At 56.2% G+C, this 12375-nt stretch carries 8 protein-coding genes; all 8 read left to right on the top strand.

Annotated elements, in window-relative coordinates; genetic code table 11:
- Positions 1-111 precede the first annotated feature (111 nt).
- The 8 genes from ACKPCU_RS14910 (at position 112) to ACKPCU_RS14875 (ending at position 12259) form a co-directional block, all read left to right on the top strand.
- Positions 112-2607, top strand: coding sequence for a CoA transferase (locus ACKPCU_RS14910; RefSeq protein WP_321347892.1), 2496 nt, complete (start codon positions 112-114; stop codon positions 2605-2607).
- Between the two features lie 243 nt (positions 2608-2850).
- On the top strand, positions 2851-4497 hold the full coding sequence (locus tag ACKPCU_RS14905; RefSeq protein WP_321347890.1) for a BCCT family transporter: 1647 nt from the start codon (positions 2851-2853) through the stop codon (positions 4495-4497).
- A gap of 111 nt (positions 4498-4608) precedes the next feature.
- A complete protein-coding gene (locus ACKPCU_RS14900; RefSeq protein WP_321347887.1) occupies positions 4609-5766 on the top strand; it encodes an iron-containing alcohol dehydrogenase in 1158 nt (385 codons plus the stop codon).
- Positions 5767-5832: 66 nt separating this feature from the next.
- Entirely contained in the window at positions 5833-7329 is a 1497-nt protein-coding gene (locus ACKPCU_RS14895) for a CoA-acylating methylmalonate-semialdehyde dehydrogenase (RefSeq protein WP_321347885.1), read from the top strand.
- A 95-nt stretch (positions 7330-7424) separates the two neighbouring features.
- Positions 7425-9395, top strand: coding sequence for a methyl-accepting chemotaxis protein (locus ACKPCU_RS14890; protein WP_321347883.1), 1971 nt, complete (start codon positions 7425-7427; stop codon positions 9393-9395).
- A gap of 1032 nt (positions 9396-10427) precedes the next feature.
- Positions 10428-11564 (top strand): PIN domain-containing protein, encoded by a 1137-nt coding sequence (locus tag ACKPCU_RS14885; RefSeq protein ID WP_321347881.1) that lies wholly within the window; start codon positions 10428-10430, stop codon positions 11562-11564.
- A gap of 80 nt (positions 11565-11644) precedes the next feature.
- Positions 11645-11908 carry a hypothetical protein gene (locus ACKPCU_RS14880; RefSeq protein WP_321347880.1) on the top strand — a complete coding sequence of 88 codons (264 nt, stop codon included), beginning with the start codon at positions 11645-11647 and terminating at the stop codon, positions 11906-11908.
- 75 nt (positions 11909-11983) lie between these two features.
- Entirely contained in the window at positions 11984-12259 is a 276-nt protein-coding gene (locus ACKPCU_RS14875; protein ID WP_321347878.1) for a hypothetical protein, read from the top strand.
- Positions 12260-12375 lie beyond the last annotated feature (116 nt).

The following is a 12375-nucleotide window of genomic DNA, read 5'->3' as shown; positions in this document are numbered from 1 at the left end:
CAGCTCGAGGCCGTCATCAAGTCCCCGCTAGCACAGCCGGTGTCAGACGTGCCGACGATTACTAACAACAAAAGCCCGGATAGCAGCGGGCCTTTCAAGCGATGGTGAATCATGGGACAGCTCAGTCAACTACCCCTCAATGGCGTCAAGGTCATCGACTTCGGCCAATACATCGCCGGACCTGCCGTGGCCATGATCCTTGCCGACCTCGGTGCCACGGTCATCCATATCGATCCCCCCAGCGGCCCTTTGTGGGACAGCCCGGCCAACGCCGTGCTCAACCGCAACAAGTACTGCCTGCAGCTCGACCTTAAATCGGCCCAAGGCCTGCACGATGCCAAGGCGCTGATCGACAGCGCCGACATCGTGATCGAGAACTTCCGTCCGGGCGTCATGCAGCGCCTGGGCCTGGATTTCGCCGAATTGCGCCGCCAGCGTCCCGAGCTGATCACCCTGTCTATCCCGGGGTTTGCCAGCAACGACGAGTTGCGTCGCGACTGGCGCGCCTTCGAGTCGATTATCGCCTCGGCATCCGGCGTGTTCACCGATATGGGCCAGAACCGCGTACTGATGGGCATCAACCCCAGCTTCTCGCCGCTGCCGTTGGCGTCGTCCTACGGCACCATGCTGGCGGTATCGGCCGTGGTGCTCGCGCTGCAGGCGCGGCAACGCAGTGGTCTGGGTGATGAGATTGAAGTGCCGCTGGCGTCAGCTGTGATGGAGGGGCTGTCGTACAACTCGATCAAGATTGACGGCTATCCGCTGCGCTACAAGACGCTGCGCGAAAAGGAAATCGAGCGTCGCCGCGCCGAAAACCTGCCGATGAACCTCAGCTACGAGGAGCTGCAGGAGTACCTCGATCCGTTCTACCGCACCTACGAATGCGCCGATGGCCGCAAGTTCTACGCGGTTTGCCCGTCGCACCGCTCCCATGCCAAGCGTTGCCTGCAGGCGATGGGGCTGTATGAAGAAATGCTCGCTGCGGGGCTGCCCAAGGTCGATGACCCTTACCTCCCGCTGGCGCAGTGGGAAGGTGACGCCTCGCTAGGTGTCTATCCGCTGCCTGAGCACTGGGCCAAGCGCATTTCGGCGCGCATGAAGGAAGTGTTCCTGACCAAGACCGCGGCTGAATGGGAAAAGATCTTCGGTGAAGGTCAGTTCCCAGGTGCGCCGCATCGCACCACGCAGGAGTGGCTGCACGATGAGCATGCCAACACGGCTGGGCTAGTGGTCGACGTCGACGATCCGGAGTACGGCAGAATGAAACAGCCGGGTGCGATTGCCTGGCTGGAAGACACCGCCGCCTTGATGCTCGCGCCCAATCCGCGTCGCACGGTGACCGTGGAAGAGGCGCTTGCCACCCTGGCCGAGTGCCCCTCGCCAGCGCTGCCGGCACCGGCCGACAAGGCTGCTGGTTGGCTGGACGGTGTGCGCATCCTCGATCTGACCAACGTCATCGCCGGCCCGCACTCGGCGTCGTTCCTGGGCCGGTTTGGCGCCGATGTGATCAAGCTCGATCCGGCCAGCCCCAACTATGACCCGTGGAATACCGTGGTATTCGGCATGTCCTCGGCGCGCGGCAAGCAGAGCATTCTGGTCGACCTGAACCAGCCGGACGGCCGCGAGGTGTTCAATACGCTGGTGCGTTCGGTCGATGTGATTGTGATGAACGCGCCTGATCGCCAGCTGGCGCCGCTGGGCCTGGATGAGGCCAGCCTGCAGGCGGTCAACCCGGGTGTGATTTTCTGTCAGCTGGATTGCTTCGGCGGACCGCGTCGCGGCCCGCGTACCGATTATCTGGGGTACGACGACCTGATCCAGGCCACCACCGGGATCATGCTGCGCTTTGGTGGCGGGATGGAAACGCCGGAAGAGCACGCCCACGTCGGCACCATTGATGTCATGTGTGGGTTCGCTGCAGCCCTGGGCGTCGCTTCTGCGCTGTATCGCAAGGCGGCAACCGGCCAGGTCAGCCGTGCCCGTACCTCGCTGGCGTCGCTGGGCAACCTAGTGCAGATTCCGTTCTGCTTCGATTACGAGGGCAGGGGGCCGTTCGATGAGCCTGCCGGGCGCGATGTGGCCGGGTACAGCGATCTGTCGCGTTTCTATCGTACCGCTGATCACTGGCTGTATCTGGACAGCCGCGAGGCGGAGCTGGAACGGCTGGAGCGTGTGCCAGGCCTGGCCGGTGTCAGCGCTGCCGCCGATCGGGCTGGCTTCCTTAGCAAGGCCTTCGCGTCGGAAACCGCCGATACCTGGCAGCAGCGCCTGCACGCAGTCGATATCGCAGCGGCGGCACCGGATAACCTCGACAGCTTGCGCCAGCTCTATAGCCGACCAGCCGATGGCCGGCCCGGCACTGACAATGGCAGCTATTCGTTCAGCATCTATGCCGACCATCCGAGCGGGCATTGTGTTACGCAACTGGATCCCTATGCGATCCGCCCGCGCAACGCGCCCATTCGTGCCCTGGCGCCAGCCGAGAAGTTCGGCGCCTCCACCCGCCGCGTGCTGCAGGAATTTGGCTACAGCCCGGCTCAGATCGATGCGCTTATCGAGCGCAACTGCGTCAGCGAAAGCTGGAGTAAGGAGTATTTGCCGAGCTAACCGCCCGGTATCAGCCGCCGCTCCGGCACGCCGGAGCGGCTCACCCTGAAGCGACTTTATGAGAAGCATCATGAATAACAAATACAAAAAAGCGACACCCCAACGTCATCGCCACCTCTTTAACCGGCAGCGCTTTCGCGTCGAGTGAGTCGACGCACAACCGCATTGTGTTTTAGCGCGTTGCAGAGCCGGCAGCTACCAGAGCACGGCCCTGTAGCCAGCCCATAAGAGGAGATTCAAGCGATGAGCAACTTCAAACACGGCTCGGCCCTTGACGGTCGGGTATTCTGGCCTTCGATTGCCGTTATTCTCGGCATCGTCATTCCCCTGGTCCTGTTTCCCGAGGCGGGAGGCCTGATCATCAAGCAACTGTTCGGTTTCGCCACCGGTAACTTCGGTTGGCTCTATCTGCTCGCCGGTCTGGGCGCGGTGGTGTTCCTGCTGTGGCTCGCCCTGGGGCGCTACGGCCATGTTCGCCTCGGTCGGGCCGAGGACACCCCGGAGTTTTCCTACTTCAGTTGGGTCGCCATGATCTTTTGTGGCGGTATTGGTATTGCCATCGCCAACTGGGCCTGGGTTGAGCCGATCTATTACTTCGACGGCCCGCCACGTGGGCTCGTCAGTCAGAGCAAGGAAGCGGCCGAGTGGGCGCTGGCCTATGGCCAATTCCATTGGGGCCTGACCCCTTGGGCTATCTACTGCCTGCCGGCAATTCCCATTGCTTACTCCATGTACGTTCGCCGTCAGCCGGGTGTTCGCCTCTCGGTCGCCGCCCGCGGGCTGCTGGGCGACAAGGCGAATGGCTGGATCGGTATTCTGCTGGATACGGTCGTGGTCTTCGGTATTGTCGGTGGTGTTGGCACCTCGCTTGGTCTGGCCGTACCGCTGGTCTCGACGCTGGCGTCGGACGTGATCGGCCTGCAGCCATCGTTCGGTTTCGACATGCTGATTCTCGGCCTGTGGACTGGCCTGTTCGGCATGAGCGTGTGGTGTGGTCTGAGCAAGGGCATTCGCATTCTCAGTGACATCAACGTCTATCTGGCCGTGTTACTGCTGCTGTTTGTTCTGGCCATTGGCCCGACCCTATTTATCGTCAACGGCTGGTCCAACAGCGTCGGTCTGATGGTCAATAACTTTATACAGATGAGTCTGTGGACCGATCCGATTGCCAAGGGCCGTTTCCCGCAGGACTGGACCATCTTCTACTGGGCCTGGTGGATCGCCTATGCGCCGATGATGGGGTTGTTCGTTGCGCGTATCTCGCGTGGCCGCACCATCCGGGAACTGGTGCTCGCTGAGCTGATCTGGGGCAGCCTGGGTTGCTGGGTGTTCTTCGCAGTGTGGGGCGGCTATGCCCTGGATCTGCAGCTCTCCGGGGTGCTGGATGTCAGTGCCATTCTCAACGAGCAGGGTATTCCCGCCACGGTACTGGCGATCATGAAGACCATGCCTCTGTCCGAGCTGGTGATTGCCGGGTTCGTGCTGCTGTGCTTCGTATTCCTCGCGACCACGCTGGATTCGGCGGCCTATGTGTTGGCATCGGTCACCTCGCGGGAGCTGTCTGGTTACGAGGAGCCGCGTCGCTGGATTCGTATTACCTGGGCGTTGCTGCTGGCGGTCGTTGGCGTTGGCTTGATCAAGGTGGGCGGGCTCAAGGCGGTGCAGACGTCAACCATTGTCGTGGCGCTGCCGTTGATTCCGGTATTGTTCGTCCTCGCCTGGTCTCTGCTGCGCATGCTCAATGAGGACTTTGGCAAGCGCCTGAGAGCCCCGACGCTGGTGGTCGATGGCGCAGCGCCAACTGGCAAGAGCAAGCCAGCCCGTGGAGACGCTGCCTACACCTATGGAGCTTCACCTAACCCTGCGGCGCCGATGCGCTCCGACCAATAGCGTATACGCCCGACGCTGCTGCCAGCGCGTTACGCCAACCCTTTTTGACAACACATGGGATGGCCCAACCGATCTAAGGGGCCTCTCATGACGACACAACCTGGAGTGCACATGACTAATCAAGTGATACTACCCCGCATCATGCAGCTCGGCGCAGGCGCCAGCGATGCGGTCACTGACGTGCTCAGCAGCCTGGGCTGCTCACGTCCGCTGCTGATCACCGACAAGATGATGGTTCAGCTCGGCTACGCAGAGCGTATTCAGGCGACGCTGGCCGCCAGCGGGCTGAAGGCAGATGTCTTTGCCGACACCGTGCCAGAGCCGACGGTCGAGTCGATTCAGGCCGGCGTCGACATGGCGCGTGCCGGTGACTACGACAGCATCATCGCCTTGGGCGGCGGCAGCCCGATCGACAGCGCCAAGGCCATTGGCATCCTCGCCAAGCTGGGCGGTGAAATGCGCGACTACAAGTTCCCGCGCAACGTCACCGAAACCGGGTTGCCGATTATCGCGGTGCCGACAACCGCCGGAACCGGTTCGGAAGTCACCCGGTTCACCATCATCACCGATGAGACGAACGACGAGAAAATGCTCTGCGTCGGCATTGGCTTCATGCCCGTCGCCGCGCTGGTCGACTACAACCTGACCCTCAGCCTGCCGCCACGGGTTACCGCTGACACCGGCCTTGATGCCCTGACTCACGCCATCGAGGCGTACGTCAGCCAGAAGGCCAATCTCTACAGCGACAGCCAGGCCCTGGCCGCCATGCGCCTGATCGCGCCGAACCTGCGTCGTGCCTACCATGACGGTGCCGACAAGGCTGCCCGCGAGGCAATGATGCTGGGTTCGACGCTCGCCGGTGTGGCGTTCTCCAGCGCCTCGGTGGCGCTGGTGCACGGCATGAGTCGCCCGATTGGGGCGTTCTTCCATGTGCCGCATGGGCTGTCCAACGCCATGCTGTTGCCTACCGTGACCGCGTTTTCCATCCCTGCCGCTGCGCAGCGCTACGCCGATTGCGCGCGGGCCATGGGCATTGCCACAGCGCAGGACAGCGACGAGCAGGCCAATGCCAGGCTGCTTGTTGAACTGCAGGCGCTCAACGACGAACTGCAGGTGCCGACCCCGGCGCAGTTTGGCATCGATCGCGACCGCTTCTTCCAACTGATGCCGACCATGGCTCAGCAGGCGCTGGCCTCCGGTTCGCCGGGCAACAACCCGCGTGTGCCAACGATTGATCAGATGGTCGAGCTCTACAGCAGCCTTTGGTAACCCCCATTTTCTTAACGTACCGGCAGCGGTTTTGCGCCCTGCCCCCTCACTTTTCAGGAGTCACCCATGAACACAGTAGGACACCTCATCAACGGCCAGATCGTCAGCGACGCTACCCGCCTGCAGGACGTATTCAATCCGTCCACCGGCGAAGTCAGCAAGCAGGTTGCGCTGGCGCCCAAGGCTACCGTCGAGCAGGCCATCGCCGCTGCTGAAGCCGCGTTCCCGGAATGGCGCAACACGCCGCCGATCAAGCGCGCGCGCATCATGTTTCGTTTCAAGGAGCTGCTGGAGCAGAACGCCGACCGCATTGCGCAGATGATTGGCGAAGAGCACGGCAAAATTGCCCACGACGCGCTGGGTGAGCTGCAGCGTGGTATCGAGAACGTCGAATACGCCTGCGGCGCACCCGAGCTACTCAAGGGCGAGCACAGCAAAAATGTTGGCCCGAACATCGACTCCTGGAGTGAGTTCCAGCCGCTGGGCGTAGTGGCCGGTATTACCCCGTTCAACTTCCCGGCGATGGTGCCGCTGTGGATGTTCCCCATGGCCATCGTTTGCGGAAACTGCTTTGTCCTCAAGCCGTCCGAGCGCGACCCGAGTTCAACTCTGTTTATCGCTCAGCTGCTGCAGGAAGCCGGGTTGCCTGATGGCGTTATGAACGTCGTCAACGGCGACAAGGAAGCGGTCGATACCTTGCTTGGCGACCCGCGTGTGCAGGCTGTCAGCTTCGTGGGTTCGACGCCGATTGCCGAGTACATCTACAAAACCGCCAATGCCAACGGCAAGCGCTGCCAGGCCCTGGGCGGTGCGAAAAACCACGCCATCGTGATGCCCGATGCCGACATGGACAACGCCGTCAACCAACTGCTGGGCGCTGCCTTCGGCTCTTCTGGCGAGCGTTGCATGGCGCTGTCTGTTGCCGTCGCGGTGGGTGATGCGGCTGCTGATGCCTTGATCGAGAAAATGCAGGCTGCGATGCAGTCGCTCAAAGTCGGTGCCTACTCGGACAAGAGCAACGACTTCGGCCCGGTGATCACCAAGGCGCACCAGCAGAAGGTGGTTGGCTACATCAATAGCGCCGAGGAGCAGGGCGCGACCATCGTCGTCGATGGCCGCAACCCGCAGGTGGCCGGCCATGAAAATGGCTTCTTTGTTGGTGGCACGCTGATCGACCAAGTCCGTCCGGACATGGACAGCTACCAGGAAGAGATCTTCGGCCCGGTACTGCAAGTCGTGCGTGTCGATAGCATGCAGGCCGCGATGGACCTGATCGATGCCCACGAATACGGTAACGGCACCTGTATCTTCACCCGTGATGGTGAGGCAGCGCGCTACTTCTCCGACAACATCAAAGTGGGCATGGTCGGCATCAACGTTCCGCTGCCTGTGCCGGTGGCCTATCACAGCTTCGGCGGCTGGAAGCGTTCGCTGTTCGGTGACCTGCACGCCTATGGCCCGGATGCCGTGCGTTTCTATACCAAGCGTAAAACGGTTACCCAGCGCTGGCCGTCGGCGGGTGTTCGCGAGAATGTTTCGTTCTCAATGCCAACAATGAAGTAATTTTGTCCTATCTTCATTGGTACTGCGTCCATTAATAGTGGGCGCAGTATTCAGAGTGCTTTTCCGTTTAGGAAACTCTTGCGAAGGCTAAGACAATGAAGATCAAATCCAAGCTGTTGTTGAGTTTTCTGGTTGCAACGCTGATTCCTGTGCTGATCGTCGCGTTGCTGACTATCCGTAATGTGACGGAGCAGGCCAGAGAGAACTTCCTGATATCCAGCAGTCTGGATATGAAATTGGTAAACAGCAATTTCGCTACCTTTTTTGATGCCGTGGGCCACACCGTTTCGGCCATGGCAACCTATCCCGCAGTAACAGACGCCAACAGCAACGATACGTTGAGCACCTATTTTGGTGAGGCGCGCAAACCCGCCCAAGTCGCAACGTCCAAAGGCGGTCGGGAAAAGCAGATTTTCGATTACTTCTCCAGCATCGGTGAAAGCAACCCGACGCTGGGCTACGTCTATATGAGTGACAGCCGTGGTGGTTACGTGGAGTGGCCCGGTACTGGCGATTACGGCGACTGGGATCCGCGCAAGCGCGAGTGGTACACCAAGGGCCGTGAGGCGAATTTCACGCTCGCCCGTCGGGACGGCTATTACTGGGAGCCCGATGATGCGGTGTATGTCACTGTACTTAAAGGATTCAAGGATAACTCCGGGCAGTTTTCAGGGGTCGTGGCGGCGGATGTGTCGCTCAAGGCACTGACCGACATGGCGCAGAAGGTGCGTCTCGGCGAGACCGGCTTCCTGATGGTCGTGGAGGGGAGCGGCACCTTGCTGGTGGACGGCCATAAGCCGGACAACAACTTCAAGAAAATCAGCTCCCTGCCTGACGCGTACTTTACAACTATCGCCAATACCGACAATGGCCCGGTTGAACTGGACATCGACGGCGTCGCCTACATGGCCAACGTCTACACCTCGCCTGAGCTGGGGTGGAAGTTCATCGGCTTGAAGCAGGCTGATGAGGTGTACGCCAGCGCCCGTGAGTTGACCTGGATCACCCTGGCGGTGAGCCTCGTACTGGTCTCGTTGTTCGCCATCGCCGGGGTCATCATTGCTAGGCGGATCGTCAACCCGATCAACCTCGTGACTGACGGGTTGCGCATCATCGCTCAGGGGGAGGGCGACCTGACTCGCCGGCTGGACCGCCTCAGCTCGGATGAAACGGGGGAGCTGGCTCGCTGGTTCAACCAGTTCATCGAGTCGATTCAGGGCATGATCCGCGTGATCAAGGAAAATGCCATCAGCATGGATGGTGTCTCAAGTGATACCAATAAACGCACCACCGAGATGGCTGCCACCTTGCAGCGCCAGCTGAGTTCGGTCGAGCAGATTGTTACCGCCGTGACCGAGATGTCCTCCGCAGCCAATGAAGTGGCGCAAACCTGTGTGCAGACCGCTGACGTATCGGAGCAGGGGCTGGCAGCCACACGCAATGGCAAAGAAGTGATTGCGCGCAGCACCTCTGGCGTCAACAAGTTGGGTAGCAGTATCCAGAATTCCAGCAAGGTGATTCAGGAGCTGGAGAAGGAAACGGACAACATCAACAATATCCTCACCACTATTCAGCAGATAGCCGAGCAGACCAACCTGCTGGCCTTGAATGCGGCGATTGAAGCAGCGCGAGCGGGCGAGCAGGGGCGTGGTTTTGCCGTGGTGGCCGATGAAGTGCGCAATTTAGCCAAGCGCACCCAGGACTCGACCGAACAGATCAACGACATCCTCAACCTGCTGGTCACGCGTATCAAAGACGTGACGGTAAGCATGGATCAAAGCCTGGTCGAATCGAACAAAGCCATCGTGCTGTCCGAGGAGGTTATGGAGGCGTTCGAGAGCATTGAAGGCAAGGTGCAGCAGATCCGCGATATGACCATGCAGATTGCCAGTGCCACCGAGGAGCAACACCTCGTCACCGAGGAGATCAACCAGAATATCGTCACCATCAACGATGCAGTGGCGAAGATCTCGGACCAGGCCTCCGAGGTCGAGAGCTACGCTGCAGAGCAAAGTACCCTGAGCACGCAGCTGAAAAATTTGGTGCAGCGCTTCCGCACGGAGTGACTGCGAGCACCGTTGACTGTCGGCTGGCCTGGAAACTGGCCAGCCGATACGCCCCGTAGCGGCGAAAGCGGCTAGCTGGTGGTTAAACGACGAAAGGTTGCTAATCAAAACTGCAGCATTTCCCCCGACCTCAAGCGCATCAACGGCAGGCCACCTGGTACTGCTTTGCAGGAGCCCTCTGCCTTTTCATAAGCGTGGGAGCGGGCACCAACAGAACATCAATGCCTCGTTTCTTCCAGCCGGGGCCAGGTTGTTGTATCTGGGGGTATAGACAGCGATTTGCGCCCTGGAATAGTCTTGGAGCAGAAAACGGATAGCTCAGCGTAGCCAGCCAAGGCGCAGCCGAGCGAACTTTGCACCCCGGCAAAGGCATTACCAAGGACATGGTTATCAATCTGCGTAGTACGCACATCGGTATGCCCAAGCAGGGTATGCGCTGTTCGTACAGCTCGTCTTACCGCCTTAACGCGCAGCCCTGCACCATACTTCAGCGGTGTAGGCCGCCTGTGAGGCTCAGGTTGCGGCGCGATGATCCGTTGCGCCTCAATGTGCGCCAGCACCGTCGGGATACATGCAGGGCGCTCGACGCACACAGTGTCACCGATCTCACCCAGCCAAGTAACAAACTCGCTAATTTCCGCCAGCCCGGTCTCCAGAGGGGGACGCACTCGACGGTCGCACCGGTAATAGCGCCTCCGGCACCAGCAGGCCTTCTTGGCGCGAATACTGTAGTGATTCACCCTGATGACGTTGCGAAACTGCTCTCGCAGGCGTGGCTTGGCAGGTGTGGTATCCATATCGCATTGGCGCTGTGTTTTTGTACAGCGTTATTGGTTGCACAAAAAGAGGAAGTCAAGCGAATACAGGTTGCATGCGTCAGGGATGGGGTAACTAATTGTTTTATAAGGAAAATTTTCGTATTGAGTCGGACGGGCGAGGTGTTGTTATGAGGAAGTCACTAATATGCAATCATAAAGCCGTCGGTCCATTCAACTGTTAGCTATTTACACCGTTTATAAGGGAAAGCTATAGGTGTTCCATATTTTTATTGATACAAACATATTTAGAGAAGATCCCTCCAGAAAAAGAGCAGAATTTCTTGCGCTAAGTAGATTGGCAAAAAGAGATATTGTAGAAATAAACCTCCCTTCGATTGTTGATGGTGAATTCACCACTCAGCTGGAAAATCTGTATTCAGAAGATGTTTCCTTGATTGAAAAGGGAATTAGCAAACTCTTAAAGAAAGATATACCAGAATCGATAGGCAAAGAATTGAGAAGAGCTCTTGATCAGATAAAAAGCATTGGGACGTCATTAACTCAAAACATACTCACTGATTACTCAGAATGGAAATTCAAAAACAATGTGTGGGTTCACGATATTTCAGAAAGCCAAGCTAGATTTGCATTTAAAAGTTATTTTTCTGGAGATATGCCATATTCTTCAAGAAAACAAAGAAAAGATATACCAGATTCCTTTATATACGAATCCTGTAAAGAATTAGCAAAAAAAAATGAGATTCTTTATTGCATCTGTAAAGATAAAAATCTAGAAAATGCTCTTTCTTCTATAGATAATGTAAGTATGTTCAGCTCTATTGGAGACTTTCTACAGAATTCCGAATGCAAAAAAAATCTTCAAAATCTTGACGAAATAGACGTTGTGTTTTCACAAAGTAGATTTGAGATTCTTGATAGAATTAAGAAACAACAGGCTAGTATTTCAGAACAGCTAGAAGCCAACGTCGCAGAATTACTTGACCAACATCCCCTTGAGCCTTTTGTTTATGCAGGAGATGTAGGTGATTCTATGATAACCAGAATACATAGCCTTTCTGTCAAAGAAATTGACATTTATAACTCGAATTATTTAGGTGATGGTATTATTGAGATTCCCATTTATATGGATCTTGATGCTGATACATTGTATGGCTACTCCGGTGACCTTAGTAAAGAAGAAAAGATAAATCCTAAAGAAGAAAGATATATCATGAACAATCCTTTTGATAACTATTATGAGATTGAGGAGCGTGTAAAAGTTATCGCAAGGAGTTGGTTTATTTTTGATTTTGATCATGAATTAATTAAGAGAGCACTAGACGATAATTCTGATTTTCATAATTTTAAATTTCATTTGGATGATGTCGATGAATTTGAGTTTATTAGCTAACAAAGCGCTGCTGTCGGATAAATTTTACGCTTCGCTCCAAATTTACCGCAGAGCGCGGCGTTATCCATATAGGAGAAATTATGAGAGAAATTGGCGAAGTTTTAGGTGTTTTGGGGATGATTTTGATCGGTGTGTCCTATATTTGGTCGTTTATCATCGGTTATCGGAAAAGTGTTGGTTGGCTTATTGGGTTATTGGTCGTTTGGGTGTTTTTTTATCCCCCTCTTGTATTCGTCAATTGGGAAAAGACTAAGAACAATTTCTTTGTGTTTTTAATTGGAGTAGTTGTTACGGCAACAAGTGTTTTCATGCTGATCGCTACGAATCCAAATAAAATGGCATAAATAGTTAACAAGCAAAATCAGCTGGCCGCATAAATGCACCGCCGCTTTGGTTGTTGGCACTAATGGGGATCATATATGAAAGCTTGGGTCTTGGTTGGTTTGGCTTTATTTAGTGCTCCAGTATTGGCTGGGAAAGAAGCAGGGAAGCCATTTTTGGAACAGATTTTTGTCGCCGCTTTTCCGCTTGTTATATTTCTAGTTGTCTTTTGGTTGATTATGCGGGCAATGACTTTTAAAAATGGAAAAAATATCAACACCCAATTGCTGGAAAGCAACTTGGAGATTGCGAAAGAGTTAAAAAGAATTGCAGATTACGTGGAGACTTTAAAAACCAAAGACAAAGATGATTAGCGCTATTCGTGTCACGGCGCTAACAAGTGACTGTGGTGTAAACGCCCAACATTAAGCTGTTTTTTCACGCCACGGCTTCTGGTTCTTGAGCGCAGTATTAAGCATCGCAACCGTTT

It is taken from the genome of Halopseudomonas oceani (genome assembly GCF_963677335.1).
In the GTDB taxonomy this organism is placed as follows: domain Bacteria; phylum Pseudomonadota; class Gammaproteobacteria; order Pseudomonadales; family Pseudomonadaceae; genus Halopseudomonas; species Halopseudomonas oceani.
This window is presented reverse-complemented; position numbering and strand designations above follow the sequence as displayed.

Coding starts and splice junctions, on each gene's coding strand:
- ACKPCU_RS14910 (WP_321347892.1), top strand. CDS start 112: ATGGGACAGCTCAGTCAACTACCCCTCAATGGCGTCAAGGTCATCGAC.
- ACKPCU_RS14900 (WP_321347887.1), top strand. CDS start 4,609: ATGACTAATCAAGTGATACTACCCCGCATCATGCAGCTCGGCGCAGGC.
- ACKPCU_RS14890 (WP_321347883.1), top strand. CDS start 7,425: ATGAAGATCAAATCCAAGCTGTTGTTGAGTTTTCTGGTTGCAACGCTG.
- ACKPCU_RS14895 (WP_321347885.1), top strand. CDS start 5,833: ATGAACACAGTAGGACACCTCATCAACGGCCAGATCGTCAGCGACGCT.
- ACKPCU_RS14880 (WP_321347880.1), top strand. CDS start 11,645: ATGAGAGAAATTGGCGAAGTTTTAGGTGTTTTGGGGATGATTTTGATC.
- ACKPCU_RS14875 (WP_321347878.1), top strand. CDS start 11,984: ATGAAAGCTTGGGTCTTGGTTGGTTTGGCTTTATTTAGTGCTCCAGTA.
- ACKPCU_RS14905 (WP_321347890.1), top strand. CDS start 2,851: ATGAGCAACTTCAAACACGGCTCGGCCCTTGACGGTCGGGTATTCTGG.